Origin of the sequence: Bacteroides sp., from assembly GCF_030151085.1 — a bacterium.
GTDB lineage: Bacteria > Bacteroidota > Bacteroidia > Bacteroidales > Bacteroidaceae > Bacteroides.
Genome location: NZ_JASLER010000092.1, coordinates 1 through 18,291, shown reverse-complemented (window position 1 = coordinate 18,291; position 18,291 = coordinate 1). Strand labels below are relative to the sequence as shown.

16 protein-coding genes and 1 tRNA gene are annotated in these 18,291 nt (G+C 42.1%); 6 read left to right on the top strand and 11 right to left on the bottom strand.

What is annotated here, in order from left to right:
* Positions 1-82 precede the first annotated feature (82 nt).
* Positions 83-156: transfer RNA gene (locus tag Q1W14_RS19440), tRNA-Asp, on the top strand.
* An 85-nt stretch (positions 157-241) separates the two neighbouring features.
* Here Q1W14_RS19440 and Q1W14_RS19435 read toward each other — a convergent pair.
* A complete protein-coding gene (locus tag Q1W14_RS19435; protein ID WP_300704337.1) occupies positions 242-1,186 on the bottom strand; it encodes a class I SAM-dependent methyltransferase in 945 nt (314 codons plus the stop codon).
* A 214-nt stretch (positions 1,187-1,400) separates the two neighbouring features.
* Between Q1W14_RS19435 and sucC the strand changes: the two genes are divergently transcribed.
* Entirely contained in the window at positions 1,401-2,543 is a 1,143-nt protein-coding gene (gene sucC, locus Q1W14_RS19430; protein ID WP_300704336.1) for an ADP-forming succinate--CoA ligase subunit beta, read from the top strand.
* A gap of 14 nt (positions 2,544-2,557) precedes the next feature.
* Positions 2,558-3,430 carry a succinate--CoA ligase subunit alpha gene (gene sucD / locus Q1W14_RS19425; RefSeq protein WP_300704335.1) on the top strand — a complete coding sequence of 291 codons (873 nt, stop codon included), beginning with the start codon at positions 2,558-2,560 and terminating at the stop codon, positions 3,428-3,430.
* Positions 3,431-3,489: 59 nt separating this feature from the next.
* Here the strand turns inward: sucD and Q1W14_RS19420 are convergent, their stop codons facing one another.
* The 3 genes from Q1W14_RS19420 to Q1W14_RS19410 all read right to left on the bottom strand — a co-directional run bounded on the left by Q1W14_RS19420 (position 3,490) and on the right by Q1W14_RS19410 (position 7,414).
* Entirely contained in the window at positions 3,490-4,008 is a 519-nt protein-coding gene (locus Q1W14_RS19420; RefSeq protein WP_300704334.1) for a hypothetical protein, read from the bottom strand.
* Positions 4,009-4,141: 133 nt separating this feature from the next.
* Entirely contained in the window at positions 4,142-5,899 is a 1,758-nt protein-coding gene (locus Q1W14_RS19415) for a 1-deoxy-D-xylulose-5-phosphate synthase (protein ID WP_300704333.1), read from the bottom strand.
* Positions 5,900-6,328: 429 nt separating this feature from the next.
* The gene (locus tag Q1W14_RS19410; protein WP_366945769.1) at positions 6,329-7,414 is read right to left on the bottom strand and encodes an MBL fold metallo-hydrolase; all 1,086 of its coding nucleotides are present in this window, start codon (positions 7,412-7,414) and stop codon (positions 6,329-6,331) included.
* 107 nt (positions 7,415-7,521) lie between these two features.
* On the opposite strand from Q1W14_RS19410, the gene Q1W14_RS19405 reads away from it, so the two are divergent.
* Entirely contained in the window at positions 7,522-8,400 is an 879-nt protein-coding gene (locus tag Q1W14_RS19405; RefSeq protein WP_300704331.1) for a PfkB family carbohydrate kinase, read from the top strand.
* A gap of 47 nt (positions 8,401-8,447) precedes the next feature.
* Here the strand turns inward: Q1W14_RS19405 and hcp are convergent, their stop codons facing one another.
* Complete coding sequence (hcp, locus tag Q1W14_RS19400; protein ID WP_300704330.1) at positions 8,448-10,103, bottom strand: hydroxylamine reductase; 1,656 nt, start codon at positions 10,101-10,103, stop codon at positions 8,448-8,450.
* A gap of 111 nt (positions 10,104-10,214) precedes the next feature.
* Here hcp and Q1W14_RS19395 point away from each other — a divergent pair, with 111 nt between their 5' ends.
* On the top strand, positions 10,215-10,853 hold the full coding sequence (locus Q1W14_RS19395; RefSeq protein WP_300704329.1) for a Crp/Fnr family transcriptional regulator: 639 nt from the start codon (positions 10,215-10,217) through the stop codon (positions 10,851-10,853).
* Between the two features lie 53 nt (positions 10,854-10,906).
* Positions 10,907-11,596 (top strand): Crp/Fnr family transcriptional regulator, encoded by a 690-nt coding sequence (locus Q1W14_RS19390; RefSeq protein WP_300704328.1) that lies wholly within the window; start codon positions 10,907-10,909, stop codon positions 11,594-11,596.
* A 1-nt stretch (position 11,597) separates the two neighbouring features.
* Here the strand turns inward: Q1W14_RS19390 and Q1W14_RS19385 are convergent, their stop codons facing one another.
* The 6 genes from Q1W14_RS19385 to Q1W14_RS19360 form a co-directional block, all read right to left on the bottom strand.
* The gene (locus Q1W14_RS19385; protein ID WP_300704327.1) at positions 11,598-12,869 is read right to left on the bottom strand and encodes an alginate export family protein; all 1,272 of its coding nucleotides are present in this window, start codon (positions 12,867-12,869) and stop codon (positions 11,598-11,600) included.
* 7 nt (positions 12,870-12,876) lie between these two features.
* Positions 12,877-13,668: a cytochrome c biogenesis protein CcsA gene (ccsA, locus tag Q1W14_RS19380; RefSeq protein WP_300704326.1), complete on the bottom strand. Its 792-nt coding sequence runs from the start codon at positions 13,666-13,668 to the stop codon at positions 12,877-12,879.
* Positions 13,665-14,945 carry a cytochrome c biogenesis protein ResB gene (locus tag Q1W14_RS19375; RefSeq protein WP_300704383.1) on the bottom strand — a complete coding sequence of 427 codons (1,281 nt, stop codon included), beginning with the start codon at positions 14,943-14,945 and terminating at the stop codon, positions 13,665-13,667. The genes ccsA and Q1W14_RS19375 overlap by 4 nt, the downstream gene beginning before the upstream one ends.
* Positions 14,946-14,979: 34 nt before the next feature.
* Positions 14,980-16,464 (bottom strand): ammonia-forming cytochrome c nitrite reductase, encoded by a 1,485-nt coding sequence (gene nrfA / locus Q1W14_RS19370; RefSeq protein WP_300704325.1) that lies wholly within the window; start codon positions 16,462-16,464, stop codon positions 14,980-14,982.
* Positions 16,465-16,489: 25 nt separating this feature from the next.
* Positions 16,490-17,080, bottom strand: coding sequence for a cytochrome c nitrite reductase small subunit (gene nrfH, locus Q1W14_RS19365; RefSeq protein WP_300704324.1), 591 nt, complete (start codon positions 17,078-17,080; stop codon positions 16,490-16,492).
* 87 nt (positions 17,081-17,167) lie between these two features.
* Complete coding sequence (locus tag Q1W14_RS19360) at positions 17,168-18,040, bottom strand: VIT1/CCC1 transporter family protein (protein ID WP_300704323.1); 873 nt, start codon at positions 18,038-18,040, stop codon at positions 17,168-17,170.
* Positions 18,041-18,291: the final 251 nt, after the last annotated feature.

The window sequence follows — 18,291 nt, the reverse complement described above, 5'->3', positions numbered from 1 at the left end:
ATCATAGCTATTGCAGATATGAAAAAAACGCCTACCTTTGCAACCGCAATCGAGAGAGATAGCAAATAAAAAATGAAATAATGGTTCGGTAGTTCAGTTGGTTAGAATACATGCCTGTCACGCATGGGGTCGCGGGTTCGAGTCCCGTCCGGACCGCTTAAAAATAAGCGAATAAAAATAAAGCTCTAAAATCTTTCTTAGATTTTAGAGCTTTTCTTTTTTACCACAATACCCGTTATTATTACCTCTCACTCCTTTTCCTCAGAATAAAACAAGCCTGATCTCCATCTTGAGACAAGTTCAATTGAGCAGCTTTACGTTTGTAACGATATTTCTCCCACATGCTGGGTGAAGACATTTCAGATGCCGAAATACCCTTAACATATCCTTCTGAAATGGTAAACTGCCTGTACTCGGAATCATATATGATTGACTCAATCTCTAACCCATGCTCCTCAGCCAGCATGCGCATGCTTTTAACCGAATATAAAAACAAATGACGTGGAGCATCCACCTGAAACCAGTTCATCTGATATTTTCTCCAAGCATATCCGTCGACGACCGGAATACGAATCAATATCCGACCATTATCCGTTACGCTTTCACTTAACCGACTAATTGACTTATGCGGATCGGCTATATGTTCGAACGCATGATGAAGCATAACAAAATCATATTGTTTATCAAGATCGTAGATATCTTTTTTGAAGATTCGGACACCATTATCATAAGACACATCCCGATCAATATAAGGATCTATTCCAGTAAGGTTTTCATAACCGAACACATGAAGCATATTCAGTAAAACCCCTTTTCCACTACCAATATCCAATATTGAAGTTTTTTTATCTACTCCTTTCAGCCAAAGCTGTTTATATTGGTGATACTTCGCATATTTATGGGATAAAAGATGTATGGGCAATATCCTGTCTATCCCCAATTGAGCTGAAGAATGGATAAGACTATCCCTCAAAGTTCCCCAAGAAGATGTTCCCTTCTGACGGTAGGAATAATAATTATTCGGGTAATACTTATCCAAAGAATCGGGAACTTCCTCTATTTGTAAACAACCACATACCGGACATTTAAAATAAGAAAACTCATCTCCAGTTCCAAACATCATTTCCCGGCCGGTATAGGGTATATTACCTACTGTATTATTACAAATCTTACATTGATGACTCATAGCATTATTCAAAAGATAGCGAATTTTAAATGTAACTCATTACATTATTCATTATTGACTCTCATGACAAATATAGGGGTTATTTTTTATATTTATAAGTTGTTTATGCAAAAAATCTCTCATCTTTCGTAACAAATACAACAGCTTTCTTGTTGTTTATTCATAAGTATTAACCGAACTTACTTTGTATCAACAATCTATAAATCGCAACCCCATGAAGATACATGAATATCAAGCAAAGAAATTGTTTGCCGCTTATGGCATTCCGGTAGAAAAACATTTGTTATGTGAAACTCCTGCCGAAATACGCACTGCTTTTAAAGAACTAGGCAACAAAACTGCCGTAGTGAAAGCACAGGTATTGACCGGCGGTCGTGGAAAAGCCGGCGGTGTAAAGCTAGTACACAATGAAGAAGAAGCCTTTACGCAGGCAAATGCCATACTGAATATGGAAATCAAAGGATTACCGGTCAAAAAAGTACTGCTAAGTGAAGCGATAGATATCCAATCTGAATATTATGTAAGTTTCACTATTGACCGTAATACGCGCTCTGTTATTTTAATGTTAAGTGCTTCCGGTGGCATGGACATTGAAGAAGTGGCGCGCCTTAATCCTGAAAAAATACAGCGTTTCATCATTGATCCTTTCATCGGATTACCCGACTTCCTAGCCCGCCAATATGCATTTACCCTATTCAGGGAAATTGAAAACGTGAATTCTATGGTGGTAATCCTACAATCACTGTATCGTCTTTTTGTAGAAAAAGATGTATCACTGGCCGAAATTAATCCACTAGTATTGACCAACAACGGAACACTCGTAGCCATCGACGGCAAACTTGTCTTCGATGATAACGCTCTTTACCGTCACCCGGACATCTCCGCCTTAAACGAACCTACTGAGGAAGAACGAACCGAAGCCTATGCCCGTTCTTGCGGATTCAGTTACGTACGAATGGATGGAAGCATCGGCTGCATGGTAAACGGTGCCGGACTAGCTATGGCTACAATGGATTTAATTAAACTCTATGGCGCCGAACCTGCCAATTTCCTTGATATCGGTGGTAGTTCCAATCCTCGTAAAGTAACCGATGCCATGCAACTGCTACTTGCCGACCCGAAGGTATGTGTAGTACTAATTAACATCTTTGGTGGAATCACCCGCTGCGATGACGTAGCTCAAGGACTTATCCAAGCTTTCGATATGCTGAAACCAACTATTCCCATTGTAGTGCGACTTACCGGTACGAATGAGCAGGAAGGTCGTGCCCTCCTTGCCGGTAAACAGTTCTTTATAGTCCAAAGCCTAGAAGAAGCGGCACAAAAAGCGGTTAATTTATTTAATGAACTACCTTAAAACAACTCCAAGCCATGAGTATATTGATTAATAATTCTACCCGCGTGATTGTACAAGGCATCACCGGACGAGACGGACAATTTCACACTTTGCGAATGAAGGAATACGGAACACAAATAGTAGGCGGTACTTCGCCCGGCAAAGGCGGTTCCAATATATCAGGCATTCCGGTATTCAACACCATGAAAGAAGCTGTGGCGGCTACAGCTGCCGACACTTCTATCATTTTCATACCGGCTCGTGCAGCTGCCGATGCCATTATGGAAGCGGCTGATGCAGGCATACGACTGATCGTTTGCATTTCCGAGGGTATTCCTACACAAGATGTTATCCGTGCCTATCGTTTTGCACAGGAACGAGGGGCACAGCTTATCGGACCTAATTGTCCCGGATTAATTGTACCCGGAGAAAGTCTGATAGGTATACTACCCGGACATATTTTCAAGCAAGGGCATACCGCAGTTATCAGTCGCAGTGGTACGCTGACTTACGAAGTAGTCTCCCTACTTACTAATAATGGTATTGGGCAGTCCGTAGCTGTAGGTATGGGTGGAGATCCCGTAGTGGGATTATATTTTCTCGATTTACTCAAAATACTAGAAGCTGATCCGCAAACAGACTCTATCGTACTAATAGGTGAAATTGGAGGCAATGCCGAAGAACTGGCTGCCGACTATATCCATAAACATGTCACTAAACCGGTTGTCGCTTTTATTGCGGGGCATTCTGCTCCTCCGGGAAAACAGATGGGGCATGCCGGAGCAATTATCTCAGGAAGTTCAGGAGCTGCCGAAGACAAGATTAAAGCATTGGAAGTGGCAGGAGTACATGTGGCAAGGAAACCATCGGAAATACCATTGTTACTACGCAACGAGAAAAAGGAATAAATAAAAAGAAGCCATCTTACTTAAAATGATTAAGTAAGATGGCTTAAACAGGCTTTTCTCTATTTTTTAGAAAATGTAACTATATAGTCTTCTTTGATAAATTCGTCATATACCCGTTTAGGATGATCGAATGAAGCAGTGCCATTACTATTTTCTTCAGCCTTTTCACTACGCGACTTTTTCAATTTCACATTATCTTCAGCATACTCCCTCAGTTTCCTTTTTTCACCACCATAAAGCGAGCTATCCAATACTTCCGAATCGAGTAGACTTTCTTTAGGAGTGATGGTAGGTAATAAATTTTGTTCCAGAAGTCCACGATAAGCACCATTATATTCACACCAGACGCTATCTCCTATGATAAACAAACGGTATGCATATTTAGACCATGCAGTCTTTATAGTGACTTCGCGAGCATAAATCTCCACTAATGCTTCTGATGCATAGTTCTGATCACGAATGACAACTAATTTTCTTCCTAAGATATCCTCTTTAATAACAGTGACCCATCTTTCACTATTCAATATCTCATTAACAATCTCTGATAGGTGTTCCCTGATTTCAAATTGTATTCTCATATTTTTTGCCTGTGGGTCAGGACTTTTTATACTCCCAAATTACACATCACAACTCAGACATTACAATATAGAAACAACCCAAAACCTATTATTCCGATACTCTTAGAAAGAAATTATGTTTATTAACCATTTATTATACAATCTTTGTGATATCCTCCACAATCTGTCCGGTAGTTAAATGATTAGCATAAAGGAAATCTTGAACATCGTAACGATCTACAAATTCTTTCTTTGCTCCGAAGTTCAGTACTTTCATATCGGAAGCACCGTAATAACGAGCTATTTTTTCACCGAAGCCACCGTCCAATACACCATCTTCCAAGGTAACTACCAACTGATGATCTACTTTCAACTCTTCCAGAAGTTGCTCGTCGATACCTGTGATATAACGTGGATTAATCAATGTGGCATCAATCCCCCTTTGTTGCTTCAGTAATTCAACAACAGATTGTCCTAACTGAAAGAATGATCCTAAGGCGAGAATAGCCACTTTCGTTCCCTGTTCAATTACTTTATAGCGATTCAGTACATTATAATCTTTCTCCACAGGTTCTCCGGTCATAACAACACCATTAGCAGGTACCCTGATAGCTACCGGATGTTCATTCTGCTGCATGCTCCATTCCAGCATTGCCATATACTCTTCTTTGCTGGTAGGTGCCAGATAGACCATGTTCGGAATATTACTGATAACCGGTATATCAAAGAAACAAAGATGAGTAACATCGTTCATAGCTGTAAGCGAACCCCAGAATACCAATATCACGGCAGGATTATTATTGATGCAAAGGTCCTGCGACAATTGGTCGTAAGCACGCTGGATAAACGTACTATAAACTCCGAAAACAGGTTTACCACCGGCAGCAGCAATACCCGAAGATAAAGCCACAGCATGCTCTTCGGCAATACCTACGTCCACAAATTGCTTCCCGGCTGCTGCACGAAGTGAAGGAGTGAAACCCATAACAGTTGGTGTTCCTGCTGTAATGCCTACCACACGAGGATCTACTTTCATCTTTTCGAGCAAATAATGAGCAGTAAGACCGGCATAATCTTCTTCTGCATCTGAATCTGCTTTAGACATACCCGTTTCAACATTGAACGGAACACAATAGTGATAGCTTTCTTTATCCTGCTCAGCCGGAACATACCCTTTACCTTTCACGGTATTGATATGGATCACAACTGGATGGCTGCTATCTTTCACTGAAGAAAAGGCATCGATTAGTGCTTTCACATTATTTCCGTCTTTCACATATTGATAGTCAAAGCCCATCGCTTTAAAGAAATTACATTCACATTTCCCGTCACTCTCGCGAAGTGCTTGCAAGTTTTTGTACAGTCCACCATGATTTTCGGCAATAGACATTTGATTGTCATTTACAACAATAATCAGGTTACTATCCAACTCTGCTGCATAATCTAAACCTTCGAAAGCTTCACCACCACTTAAAGAGCCGTCACCGATCACTGCTATGACATTACCGCTCCCTCCATTCAAGTCACGTCCCTTGGCTAGTCCGCTTGCCAAGCTGATAGATGTGGATGTATGCCCAATAGTAAAAAAGTCGTGTTCACTTTCCTGAGGTTCCGTATAACCGGATACTTCTCCGTATCTATCGGGATTGAGGAAAGCCTCTTTCCTTCCGGTCAGCATTTTGTGTACATAGCTCTGATGAGATACATCGAATACAATTTTGTCTTTGGGAGATTCAAACACATAGTGCAACGCAATAGTCGCCTCCACCATTCCGAAGTTAGGGCCAAAGTGTCCTCCATGCGCGCTGAGTTTATTTAATAAAGCGTGGCGTATTTCGCCGCTCAAGTCATTGAGTTCTTCCATGGATAGTCTTTTTATATCCATAGGAGAATTAATTTTTTCTAAATACATACCTTATTGAATTATTAAATTAATACTGGATAAATTTCCGGTTACAAAGGTATCGGCAAACGATTGATCCGGAATTATACAGATAACTGAATATACTACCAATATTACTGTATACAATCACAACCGGCAGATTTTCCGGCAGATTATTACAAGAAAAGAAAAAATGATTATTTTATTTTACATTTCAGGCTATTTTTCTTCTTTTTACTTAAGCTGACTATGACGTTTAGTAAAAGTCCACTGAAGATTTACTAAATCTCCCATGGATTTTTACTAAAAATCGTCCGAGTTTTTACTAAAAATTTTCACCCCTGCGAGAAGCTATTCTGACGGGGATTTTAGCCCAATAGAGTGACGGCTACTTATTTCGAGAAAAAATACAACAAAGTCACTCATGTTTTTAATTTATTACACGAATGAGGGGAAGTTTTAATAAAGAGTCACCTCCCCTATTGTCGGCATCAAGACATTCAGTGAATCTTTATTTTTCAGGTCCACGGCATTCTTTATCGGTTCATCCCAAGGATGCCGTGCCAACGCATATTTAGAATGATGTACCGTCAAGTATTTCTTGGCTTTCAGGTCATTGGCTATGCGACTTAAATAAACCGGCATGGTATGGATATACTTCCAATCCTCATTGTACTGACCATTCTCCAGTATAGCCAAATCTATATTCGGATACTTCTTACCAATCTCAGCAAAATGTGTATCATAACCACCATCTCCACCCATATATATCTTTTGTGAAGGAGTTTCTATAAGGAAAGAAGCCCAAAGTGCCTGGTTTGATTTTAAGAAACGACCCGAAAAATGACGGGCAGGCAAACAATGTATCAGGAGATCTTCATCTAGTGCAGCATCTTCAAACCAGTCCAGTTCTGTTAACCGCTCTTCATCAAATCCCCAATATTCAAAATGCTCACCTACTCCTAGCGGACAAATTACTTTCCCTACGCGATCTTTTAATTGCATCACTGTCTGATAATCCAAGTGATCCCAATGGTCATGCGTAATGATAAGATAATCAATATCCGGCATATCGGCAGGTTTATAAGCATCCGTCCCTTTGAACGGCTTGTTTATAAACGAAACCGGAGAACCCATACAGAAAACCGGATCTACTAGAATGCGCTTGCCATCTACCTGAATAAGATAAGAAGAATGTCCGAACCATACCAACAGATTTTCATCCTTATCCAAGTTCTTCAAGTCTGTTTTTACCACCGGAATTTCTTTTTCAGGACGTAATCCTTCTTGTTTTTTAAATATGAAATCCCACATAGCCCCCATTCGGCCACGACGAGCAGTCATTAATACTGTGTTATGTAAATTTCTAAACTCTCCATCTTTATAATGTGGAGACTTCTTTATCCGCTCCAACCTTTCTCCCTGAGGCGTTCTTCCAAAACTGGGCTGACTGACAAACATCCAACCCGCTATACCTACAAGAAGTATAATAGCTGCTATAATACCTATTATCATACGTATCTTTTTCTTTTTTAATAATCGCATATTCTATAACAAAACAACTGTGAGTAAAAATAACATTGGCTATAAATCGCTATCTTTGCGGCAAATATACAGGATTTACAACAAGAAAAGAAATATAACATACATATATGAGCACTCACAATTTATGCTGTATAGGGTATATCACTCAGGATAAAGTAGTTACTCCTCAAAATACCATATACATGCCCGGAGGAACTTCCTTCTATTTCGCACACGCCATCAAACACCTGAATACTAATGACTTTTTATTAGTAACGGCTTTAGCTGACTGTGACATGGGAATTGTAGAAGATATAAAAAAGGAAGGAATAGATGTAAAAGCACTGCCCAGCACCCATTCCGTCTGTTTTGAAAATATCTACGGCGAAAACCAGAACGAACGTACTCAACGCGTGACGGCAAAAGCCGACCCGTTTACAGTAGAAGGGCTAAAGGATATCAATGCACAGATTATTCATTTAGGGAGTTTACTTGCCGATGATTTCTCTTTAGAGATTATCAAATATCTATCCGGTAAAGGATTTCTTTCTGTAGATGTACAGGGTTTCCTCCGCAAGGTAGATAATGAACAAGTTTTACCAGTAGATTGGGAAGAAAAAAAGGAGGCTTTGAAATACATCCATATACTGAAAGCCAACGAGGCTGAAATGGAAGTTCTCACCGGATGTACAGAGCCGCACGAAGCAGCGTTGCTGATTGCAGACTGGGGAGTGAAGGAAGTACTTCTGACACTGGGAGACAAAGGTTCGCTGATATACTCCAAAGGACAATTTCACGAGATACCTGCTTATCCGGCACTTCGTATAGTCGATGCTACCGGATGTGGCGATACTTATATGGTGGGGTACTTGTATATGCGCAACAAAGGAATGTCTTATAAAGAAGCCGGATGTTTTGCTGCCGCTATGTGTACCATAAAACTACAATCACACGGACCCTTCAGTGGCACTGAAGCAGAGATAAATAAGATTATAAACTTTAATTAAATTATTAGGTATCAGGATCATATTCCTGATACCTAATAAATCTTCTCTTAAGAAGCAAGTCCGAATTTCTTCAGATCATCTTCTACAGTACCGATACCAGCAATGTGGAACATATCTATCAACACTTTAGCTACATTGGGAGACAAGAATGCAGGCAATGTAGGACCTAAATGTATCTCTTTTACACCCAAACTCAGCAATGCCAGTAGTACGATAACTGCTTTCTGTTCATACCAAGCTATATTATAGACAATTGGCAAGTCATTAATATCGTTCAACTGGAATACTTCTTTCAGTTTCATGGCAATCACTGCCAATGAATAACTATCGTTACACTGACCGGCATCCAACACACGAGGAATGCCATTGATATCACCCAAAGCAAGTTTGTTATAACGGTATTTGGCACAACCTGCAGTTAATATCACTGTATCTTTAGGCAGTGATTGGGCAAAATCCGTATAATACTCACGGCCCTTCATTCTTCCGTCGCAACCTGCCATGACTACAAAACTACGGATGGCACCGGTTTTCACAGCATCTACCACCTTGTCGGCAAGTTGCAAAACCTGGTTGTGGGCAAAACCGCCGATAATCTCTCCATGTTCAATCTCTATAGGAGACTGACATTGCTTAGCCATTTCTATGATTTCGGAGAAGTCTTTTTTGCCAGCTTCATCTTGTTCAATGTACTTACATCCGGGATAACCCGTAGCGTTTGTTGTGAACATCCTTTCCTTATACACGGCGTTTGCCAAGGGAGGAACAATGCAGTTGGTAGTAAACAAAATAGGACCATTGAAGGAAGTAAACTCTTCACGTTGTTTCCACCAGGCATTGCCATAATTACCTACGAAATGGGAATACTTCTTGAAAGCAGGATAATAATGGGCAGGTAACATCTCGCTATGCGTGTAAACATCTACTCCCGTACCTTCGGTCTGTTTCAGCAGCTCTTCCATATCTTTCAAGTCATGACCACTAATTAAAATGCCCGGGCGGTTCTTCACACCGATATTAACCTTCGTAATTTCCGGATTACCATAAGTACTGGTATTTGCAGTATCCAGCAGAGCCATTGTCTTCACACCGAACCCGCCGGCCTCGAGCACCAGTTGTACCCACTCATCCGCAGAAAGCGAACGGTAGGCAATGGTAGCCAACGCCCGCTGTATGAAAACATGGATAGTATCATCATTGAAGCCCAGCCGCATGGCATGTTCCAGATAGGCTGCCATACCTTTCAGTCCATAAGTCAACAATTCTTTTAATGAACGGAGGTCTTCGTTCTGTTCACGCAAAACACCTACCGTTTTAGCTTTTTCTGCATAATCGGCACGTTTGCCTTGCCAAGTCAGTTCATCTACTCCCGGCAAGAATACTTGATTCTTTTTTGCATACTGAATTAGCTGATCGCGCAGAACAATACCTTTATCAATTCTCTTTAAGATGCTTTCATCATCAAAATTGGCATTGGTGATAGTACAGAACAGAGCATCCGTCACAAAACTGTTCACTTCCTCAGATACCGGATAATCTGCTCTGCGCATAGCATCGGTTACAACAGAAATGCCTCTGACTACAAACAAAAGCAAATCCATAGCTTGCGCCGTATGACTTTCTTTTCCACATACACCTTTCAGCGTACAGCCAATACCTTTGGCTGTTTCCTGACACTGATAACAAAACATGTTCGTTTCCATATTATACTCCGTTTAAAAGTTAATTTCACTATCTTTGTGCAAAGATGGGAGTTACGCTTTAAGTAAACTGTCACGTATGTTACACCCAAACCTAAAAAAGTAAAAAAGAGAATGGAAATTCATGTATTACTAAAAATGCAGCCTTTTCAAGGTATCACGGAAGAACAATTACTACCCCTTATTCTGGCGCCGGAACATACATGCAGGGTATATAAGCCCTCTGACTTCATCGCTATGCAAGGTGAAATATACCGTTCCTTATTCATTCTATGCAGTGGTAGCGTACGCACACAGATGGTGAATGCCGAAGGCAAGCAACTCACGATAGAAACACTAAAAGCCCCTCAACTGCTTGCACCTGCATTTATCTTTTCATCGGAAAACCGCTTCCCGGTTAATATAGAAGCCAAGGAGTCATGCGAAATACTCGTAGTAAACAAGACGGTCTTTCTGGACTTTATGCATCAACACCCCATCGTGATGCACAACTTCCTGCAATTGGTATCCAACCGAACCTTGTTTCTTTCTAAGAAGCTGAATGCTTTTGCACTACAAAGCCTGAAATCACGCATACTGAACTACCTGCGCATGCACGGATCCATACTCAACCAACAGGAGGTAGCGCAAATCCTAGGAGTTGCCCGTCCTTCGCTGGCACGTGCCCTATCGGAGTTAGCAAATGAGAACTGCATCCGGATGGAAGGAAAAGAAATACAAATCGATGAAGCAAACTCCGGAAAGTATTTATGATTCTTTTTACGGTTCGGCATATTATTTCTATCTTTGTCTGACAATTAAATGCTATGGAGAAGATTTCACTGAATGAAACATACGAACAATTGCTGTTTCGCATCCCCCTATTCCGGGATCTGCCGCAAAACATCAAGCATTCATTGCTTGACAAACTGGATTATTCAGTTTATGATGTTGAGAAGAAAGATATTGTCGCCTATCAGGATACTCCTTGTAAAAAACTATATGTACTGCTGGAAGGTAAACTACGTGTAGATATTATAGACGGATTGGGCAATAAAGTAATGGTTGAATACATTATTGCCCCTCGTGCTTTTGCCACTCCCCATCTTTTCGGTTCCAATACTACGTTACCGGCAACTTTTACTGCTATTGAAAATTGTACCTTATTCACAGCTACCAAGGAATCCACTTTCAAGCTTATTAGCCAGGATTCCCAAGTGCTGCATAATTTTCTTTGTGTAACCGGGAACTGCAACGCTTGTACAGTATCCCGTTTGAAAACGCTCTCGCGCAAAACTGTGCGTGAAAGATTCGTTGTCTATTTGTTGGAAAACAGAATTGCGAATTCTACCAGCATCACCATCGCCCACACTCAGTCCGAACTGGCAGAATACCTCAATGTAACTCGTCCGGCTCTCTCTAAGGAAATCAATAAGATGATTAAGGAGGGCATCATATCGATGACGGGAAAGAAAATTGAGGTATTGAACGAAGCTGCGCTGAAAGAATATACTTAACCTACCATTTCACAAACAAGATTCTCGGGTTGATATTCAGAGATACCCAACCCCAATCCTGCCAACGTTTATGATCGCCGCCTTTCACAATATCCATTGACTTTGTGCCCAGCATGAAAGAATAGCCGGCAGAGAGTTTTACGTCTTTCATCACATTCCAGTCGAGTTGATAATCGACTTCCGAGCCTAAGCCCTTCTTAACATCATCCAGCTTGGCAGCAGTAGCAAAGTAGTGGTAGTTCAACTGCATGCTCACCTTTTGGGAAGTCTTGAAGTTCACTCCCAACTGTGCATCTTGCAATCCCGGAGCCACACCCTGCCAGGCAGAAGCATAAAAATAGTCCATTGCGCCATAGAATTTATGATGTGTTCCATACAGAGGATCGAAGGCTTTGAACTTATCTCCTTTTCCATTATTTCCACTCAAATAGTCGTATCCCAGACTTACGCTCCATTGTTTATCTAATGCGTATGCAGCCTTCACACTTGCCATAAAAGCAGATACGCTCTGTGCGGACTTATTCTTTCCGGTCTGGTAATAGAATGCACCTTGCATATCCCATGACTGAGGCTTGTAGGTAATATAAGTTCCGAAAGTTTGCAAATAGCGGGTATGAGATGTCTCCGTTGCAGCATCCCCGGTTTCCAACCCCAGGTTCAGGAAGAGCAGAGAAGCATTCAGCGGAAGTTCATCGGCGGTATAGTGATACCAAAGAGTCTGCATATTCTTGTAAGGCTGTGCACCATCGTAATAATAAGTACCTCCTTTTTTCTTTTCCGTATTCTGATTAAATGCCAGGATTAAATGCAACTGATTGGCTTCATTGGCATACCCCAACTTCAAAGCATCGTGATAGCGACCTGCCACATTCCAATCTAGCCCTCCCAAAATACGTTCATCATCGTATGACAATGTTTGGCGTCCCAACTGTGCAAAGAAACCGGTACCGAAGTTGAGTTTCGCCCAAGCTTCGTTCATGATAAAACGACCGTTCGTATCAATTTGCGGATCTTGTCCCCAAACTCCGACGTGCTGGGCAGAAATTTTCATGCTGAGGTCCGAGCGTTTGTATTCCATAGACAGACGGGCGCGATTATTGATGAATGACGCTGCCTCATCTCCCTCATTGCGTGGAAACAGTGCGCCATTACGATACTCAGCACGAGGTCTGATTTGCATAGACATGGTGAATTCATTCTCTTTCTCTGATTGTTGTGCCCACGACATACCGGGCAACAGTAGTAAACCTAATGCCAAATAAACTATTTTCATAAGTATTTTAATTTAAGTTATACGTATGTACACTCACTCCTTGTGCCGAAGGCAGATAGTTGATGCCATACCAGCACATTTGTAATAATAAGAAAGATATAAGTAATCCGACTAATGCTTTCCGATACACAGTAGGTCGTCCCAAACGGAAATGAACATATCCTAAATAGGAGAACCAGGTAGCCGCAGCCCAAGTTTCCTTGGGGTCCCAAGCCCAATAATGTCCCCATGCCGATTTTGCCCACACAGCACCGGATAGCATACCCAAAGTCATGAATGCCAGTCCCACACAAGCCAGATTGTCGCATAAATCCATCTCACGGGGTTCGATGCCTTTCTTTTTGAAGAAAAGCAGATAGACCGCCATCACGGCAGCCGCACCAAGCATGGCGTATGCAAACATATACACAATGACATGTGGCGTAAACCACGGACTTTGCAAAGCAGGCATCAACGTCTTGTTATGTATTTCGGGCTTAAAAAGATTAATGCATATAAACACTAATGATAATATAAAACTGAAACTAAGTATCCATTTATACTTCCAACGACTATAAGTAATAATCCCCGCCAACGGAAGGAAAAACGAATACCACAAACGGGTTTCACCCATTGTCCGCATGGGAGGACGTTCCAGAGACACCCACATAGCAACAATAAAACTGAAGAATACAGCCAGTCCCAACAAGGTAAAACCATATACCACGCCTTGCCGTTTTCCCCGCCATGCGGCAAAGGCCCCTACTCCCCAGCAAAGCAGAGCAACAATAGCAAACGGAGCAAAGTAATCCCAACTCATACCGTAACCTCCTTTTCTTTTTCGTCAGAAGAGAATTCCTTTTCCTCCGATACTTTATCTTTTCCCTTTTGAGCAGTTATAAACAGACAAACAGCTCCCAACATCATCATGATAATACCCGTATAGACATACGGCAACCAAGGGTCACGTACCAATTCAAAGACACTGACATCACTCCACTTCCCCTTCGTTTCATCATAACTTAACTGATAAATATTCCAACCGGCAATCTTTAGAGGATGATTTACTTCAATAGTATCTTCTTCTACAGTGCCTTCCTGGGTATAAACTGTTACATCGGAAACGAAACGTTGAGGTTCGCGATCGGGCATTATAAGGCTGGTTTGCTCATTCAAGCGCAAGGCCTTGTATGGAAACATGAAACTTCCACAACTCACCCACCCTTCTTTCATCTGACCTGTTTTCGTATTCGTAGCTTTCAGATAGACGGCATACGTAGCTCCCATCGAATGAAATTCGGTAAACTTCACAGTATCCTCTGTTGCTATGGAAGCAGCCATCGGAATGGATTGAAGAATGGAGAGCTGCCAATCCAGCAGTTTGCCCGTCTTTACCTCTTCTGCGAGCAAGAGATGTTCAGGCACATCCTCAGGAAGTGCACGCCCCGTTTCATTGTCAATCAACATCAGTTTAGGAGGATATTCGTCAATGGTAAAACCTTTCAGTTCGATGGCAAGAGGAAGTTCCGTCAACTTACCTTTTTCATCGGTGGCGCGCCATTCGGTTTTTCCCATTTGGGTAATCATTTTCAGACGTTGCAAGTCGGCATTGCCTAAAGTGGCAGTCAGCAGGGCGATGAACAAGCCCACGTGATTGAGGATAAAAGATATCTTCCGCACTTTCAAAGGAAAGGTAGCGCGAAGAATAGTGAGTCCCAAAGCCGAAACCAACCAGATATAAAGCAGTATAAACGGCCAGAAAGAAAGCATCTTTGAAAAGCCGATAATATCTGCCGGAGACCCGGTGGAAGGGACCTGACGTACTAAACCCATAATCACAGTAATAACTGCAACACAGATAAGAGAAGAAACCGCGGACGTATAATGACTAAGCCATTCAAAGCAATAAACCCGTTTGCGCAATCCGTGCATAGCCGATAAAAGAAGCAGATAGATCACTAAAACTAGAATGTTTACCGGCCACGCAAACAAATCCCAACTAATGCCGCCAATAGTCCACTGCAACAACAGTCCTGTAATAAACAGCCCTGCGCCACAGGCGAACCCTTCTTTATACCCCCACGGTTTCTTCCACAACATCTTGATAATTTACGATTTGACGATTTACGATTTACGATTTCTGTGCCAAACGGTTATTAGCTTTCGCTTTCTCTAACCAAGCCGGTACTGTAGTCTTCAAGAACTTATCTTTTGCAGCTCTTTCGGCATCCATATCCAAGCCGATATATTCCTGAGCTTTCTCCTTAGTAGAAATGTCCGGCATAGGTACATCGTCCGTATAGCCATGTTTTGCTAATACTTTGGTAACTGCCAGGCGGGCTTGCATGGCTTTATCCAAACCATGGGATAAGATGCGCTGAATTTCCTGCGGTGCATGGAAAGCACCACCATGAGAAGCCACACCAAAGTCCCAACGCCACTGTGCCTGACGAATCAGTGCCAATACATCTTTCATTTGATCTTCCGTTGCTCCCTTATCCCAAGCAAACTTCGCTTCGATATGGGCTTTTGCCAATTCTTGTTCCAGACGGGTGCGGATTTCATTTGCCTTGCGTTGACGTTCGTAAACATTGTTACGCAGGGTTTCTTCACTTTCACGATGGCAAGTCTGACAAGTACGGTCTATCATCGCCAACGGGCTTTGTATGTGGTGATCGCTGAACTTCACACCGCCTTCGCTCTTATAAGGCATGTGGCAATCGGCACAAGAGACTCCACGTTGTCCATGAATACCCATTTGGGAGATTTCATAGTCGGGATGTTGTGCCTTCAAGATACGCGCCCGGCTCAGTTTATGGGTATAATCTGCAAAGTCAGCCTCATCGTAGTAGGCTTCCATATCTTCCACAGTAAAACCTTTGTCCCACGGGAAAGTCAGATACTTGCCGTCGCCTTTGAAATAGTATTCCACATGGCACTGGGCACATACCAATGAACGCATTTCCTGCGGAGTGGCTTTGGTGATGTCCTTGCCCTGACGTTGGAAGGCTTCGATCAATGCCGGACGGCTGATATGTAGGTTCATGTTTTCCGGTTCATGGCAATCGGCACAACCGATAGGATTAACAATCTCACTACCCATAGCACCCCACTTATTATTATAGAAGGCGTCCACACCGACTGCTTCCATCATACGGGGAACATCCGGACTTTTACAAGTCCAACAGGTAGAGGGTTGTGGCCCATCGGCATCGGTAGCAGGAGCACCGGTACGAAGACTTGCCGTGATGTCCTCGATAGCATGCATGTGTCCGCGCGGAGTAGAATAATCTTTTGAGAAAGCATAGCCAGCCCACAGTACAACCATCTCCGGACGCTGTGCCAATACATCGACTGCTACATTTCCGTTGAACTCACTCTGAAAATCGGTCTTGGCTGTTTCAGTCCACGTCTGATACTCACGAGGAAAATCGTCCTTAAAAACTTCGTTGCGTGCTTCAATTCCTTTAATCACTGTTTTACGGTTGTTGAATACACTCGCCAATTCGGCTCTCCGTTCCGTCAAAGCTGAAACACATAAGCCCAGGACAAATACGACGACCATTGAACCACCGAACAACAGCCATCCCTGCCATGATTTTAGTTTCTTTTCCATATAATATGAAGATTTATTGTTATTACTATTTCTTTATTATTTTCTGTAACCATACCGGTACGGGGGACTCAGGATAAGGCACCAATGCGGCGGGTGTGGCCGAAAGACTGTTCTTTCCGCCATGCGGCACATCCCGATGGCAATCCCAACAAGCTTTGCCGTCGCCCACAAGAGTCATCATATAGTCGATTTTTCCGGCATCCACAAACTCGGCAGTGAGCTGTGTATGACAACGGATGCAGTTGTTCATAATAACTTCTGAACTTGCGGCTTGCGCCTGAATAACTTGCGGTTCGCTCTTTGTGAGGAAAGCTGCTACGTGCTTCATACCGTCCATTCCTTTGAATGTCCATTTCTTTACCGCATTCTCATGAGGGACGTGGCAGTCGTTACAAGTGGCGTCCCTACTGTGGGAACTATGAAACCACGTTGCATAATAAGGAGCCATTATGTGGCAGTTGACACATGCCGAAGGGTCATCACCTAAATAAGTGTGCGCCCGGAGAAGATATAAGAATAAGCCTCCTCCACCAACGAGCACACCGCATATAACAAGTGCCGTCACTTTCCATTTATAAGATGGAAACAGTTTACTTATGATAGATAGCTTCGCCATAGGAATTAATATTTTCCACAAAAATAAGCAGCTATCATTAAAAAAAGTGTAATATTGATTACTATTTGCTATTTATTTTCACAAATTTCACGCCTCTATTCCCGTAAACGTCTTCAGCAGATAACCTATCAGGAAACTGATAGCAGCGACCGAGAAGCTAAGTGCCGCCATTTCTGTAAACCGACGCTTGAAACTTTCGTTACGAGCAACAGAATAATAATAGTTAAAGAAAGCAATGATAAGCAATGCCATCATCAACATAACACACAGCCCTATCACAGGACTGGATATTAATACAAAGGGTGCAACTAATGCCACTACCGTAATAACGTATGCAATACCTGTATAAATGGCAGCTTTTACCGGATGCTTACCCGGATCTTTATCCGATTTAGTAGAAAGATATTCGGAAGAAGCCATAGAAAGAGCTGCCGCAATACCGGTAATACTTCCCGTTAATGCAATCAGTTTCGAATCGTTCAATGCCAAAGTAAAACCGGCAAGAGCACCCGTAAACTCTACAAGAGCATCATTCAACCCCAGCACCACCGAGCCCATATACTCCAACCTTTCTTCGTTAATCATCCCGATAAGTTGTTGTTCATGCCGTTCTTCGTCGGCAGCCATTTCGGCAAGATACTGCGTATCGGGAAAGTTTTTATAGACTTCGCTGATATCTTTCTCATTCAACTCCATCTGACGAACAACAAACGTAATACCCAACAGATGAACCAACATCATATAAAAGATGATAAGGAAACGATTAGGGGCTACATCCTGCCCGGTATAGCTACGCAATGTTATATAATGACTCCGTTCTTCGGCCGAGATCTCCGATAATATCCGACTATTATGAGGATTCTTTTCCCGCTTTGACAATTTCTGATAGACTATACAGGAAGTCAGTTCATCTTGCTGTAACCGAAGCATGTTCTTTACCAAGATATCTTTCTCATTCATATTTATAATAAGCCTTTGCTAACTATTTTAATAAGTTTCTGCAAAGCTATAAATAAATATCCACATCGCGGCAAAAAATTAGGGTAACCATACCAAAATTAATTCATTATTGGCGGGTTTTGAATTAATTTGAAGTAAATGAAAGTCTAGCGCAGCCTAAGCCTGAAAGGCTTTTATCTTACAGCCCAGGGCATCGCCCTGGGTACAATAATAGGTTGCTAACGTTGCGCCCTGAAAGGGCAAAAGTCACA

Coding starts and splice junctions, on each gene's coding strand:
- Q1W14_RS19435 (WP_300704337.1), bottom strand. CDS start 1,186: ATGAGTCATCAATGTAAGATTTGTAATAATACAGTAGGTAATATACCC.
- sucC (WP_300704336.1), top strand. CDS start 1,401: ATGAAGATACATGAATATCAAGCAAAGAAATTGTTTGCCGCTTATGGC.
- sucD (WP_300704335.1), top strand. CDS start 2,558: ATGAGTATATTGATTAATAATTCTACCCGCGTGATTGTACAAGGCATC.
- Q1W14_RS19420 (WP_300704334.1), bottom strand. CDS start 4,008: ATGAGAATACAATTTGAAATCAGGGAACACCTATCAGAGATTGTTAAT.
- Q1W14_RS19415 (WP_300704333.1), bottom strand. CDS start 5,899: ATGTATTTAGAAAAAATTAATTCTCCTATGGATATAAAAAGACTATCC.
- Q1W14_RS19410 (WP_366945769.1), bottom strand. CDS start 7,414: ATGCGATTATTAAAAAAGAAAAAGATACGTATGATAATAGGTATTATA.
- Q1W14_RS19405 (WP_300704331.1), top strand. CDS start 7,522: ATGAGCACTCACAATTTATGCTGTATAGGGTATATCACTCAGGATAAA.
- hcp (WP_300704330.1), bottom strand. CDS start 10,103: ATGGAAACGAACATGTTTTGTTATCAGTGTCAGGAAACAGCCAAAGGT.
- Q1W14_RS19395 (WP_300704329.1), top strand. CDS start 10,215: ATGGAAATTCATGTATTACTAAAAATGCAGCCTTTTCAAGGTATCACG.
- Q1W14_RS19390 (WP_300704328.1), top strand. CDS start 10,907: ATGGAGAAGATTTCACTGAATGAAACATACGAACAATTGCTGTTTCGC.
- Q1W14_RS19385 (WP_300704327.1), bottom strand. CDS start 12,869: ATGAAAATAGTTTATTTGGCATTAGGTTTACTACTGTTGCCCGGTATG.
- ccsA (WP_300704326.1), bottom strand. CDS start 13,668: ATGAGTTGGGATTACTTTGCTCCGTTTGCTATTGTTGCTCTGCTTTGC.
- nrfA (WP_300704325.1), bottom strand. CDS start 16,464: ATGGAAAAGAAACTAAAATCATGGCAGGGATGGCTGTTGTTCGGTGGT.
- nrfH (WP_300704324.1), bottom strand. CDS start 17,080: ATGGCGAAGCTATCTATCATAAGTAAACTGTTTCCATCTTATAAATGG.
- Q1W14_RS19360 (WP_300704323.1), bottom strand. CDS start 18,040: ATGAATGAGAAAGATATCTTGGTAAAGAACATGCTTCGGTTACAGCAA.